Annotated in this window: 1 pseudogene; it reads left to right on the plus strand. The window is 69.9% G+C overall.

What is annotated here, in order from left to right:
* Positions 1-439 (plus strand): annotated as a pseudogene (locus GL263_RS27835) (Crp/Fnr family transcriptional regulator); the annotation flags it as partial.

A 439-nucleotide genomic window follows, 5' to 3' on the forward strand; every position in this document is an offset into this window, starting at 1 on the left:
CGCCGACGGCGACTGGGCCGGCGACCAGGCACTCTCCACCGAGGACAGCACCTGGGACCACTCGCTGCGCGCCCGCACCCGCAGCACCGTACTGGCCCTGCCACTGGCCGAGTTCCGCGGCGTGGCCGAACAGGCGCCCGCCCTCCAGGCCCACGTCGACGCGCTGGTCTCCCGCATGCTGCCCAAGCAGAACCGACGCGGCGAGGCCGACATCGAGCTGGCGTCCGGCCACCACGGAGAGGTCGAACTGCCGGGCACCTTCGTGGACTACGACGCCACGCCGCGCGAGTACGAGCTGAGTGTGGCGCAGACGGTGCTGCGGGTGCACTCCCGGGTCGCGGACCTCTACAACGAGCCGATGAACCAGGTCGAGGAGCAACTGCGCCTCACCGTCGAGGCGTTGCGTGAACGCCAGGAGCACGAACCTGTCTCTTATACA

The sequence above is a fragment of the Streptomyces durbertensis genome, assembly GCF_014156695.1.
Lineage (GTDB): Bacteria > Actinomycetota > Actinomycetes > Streptomycetales > Streptomycetaceae > Streptomyces > Streptomyces durbertensis.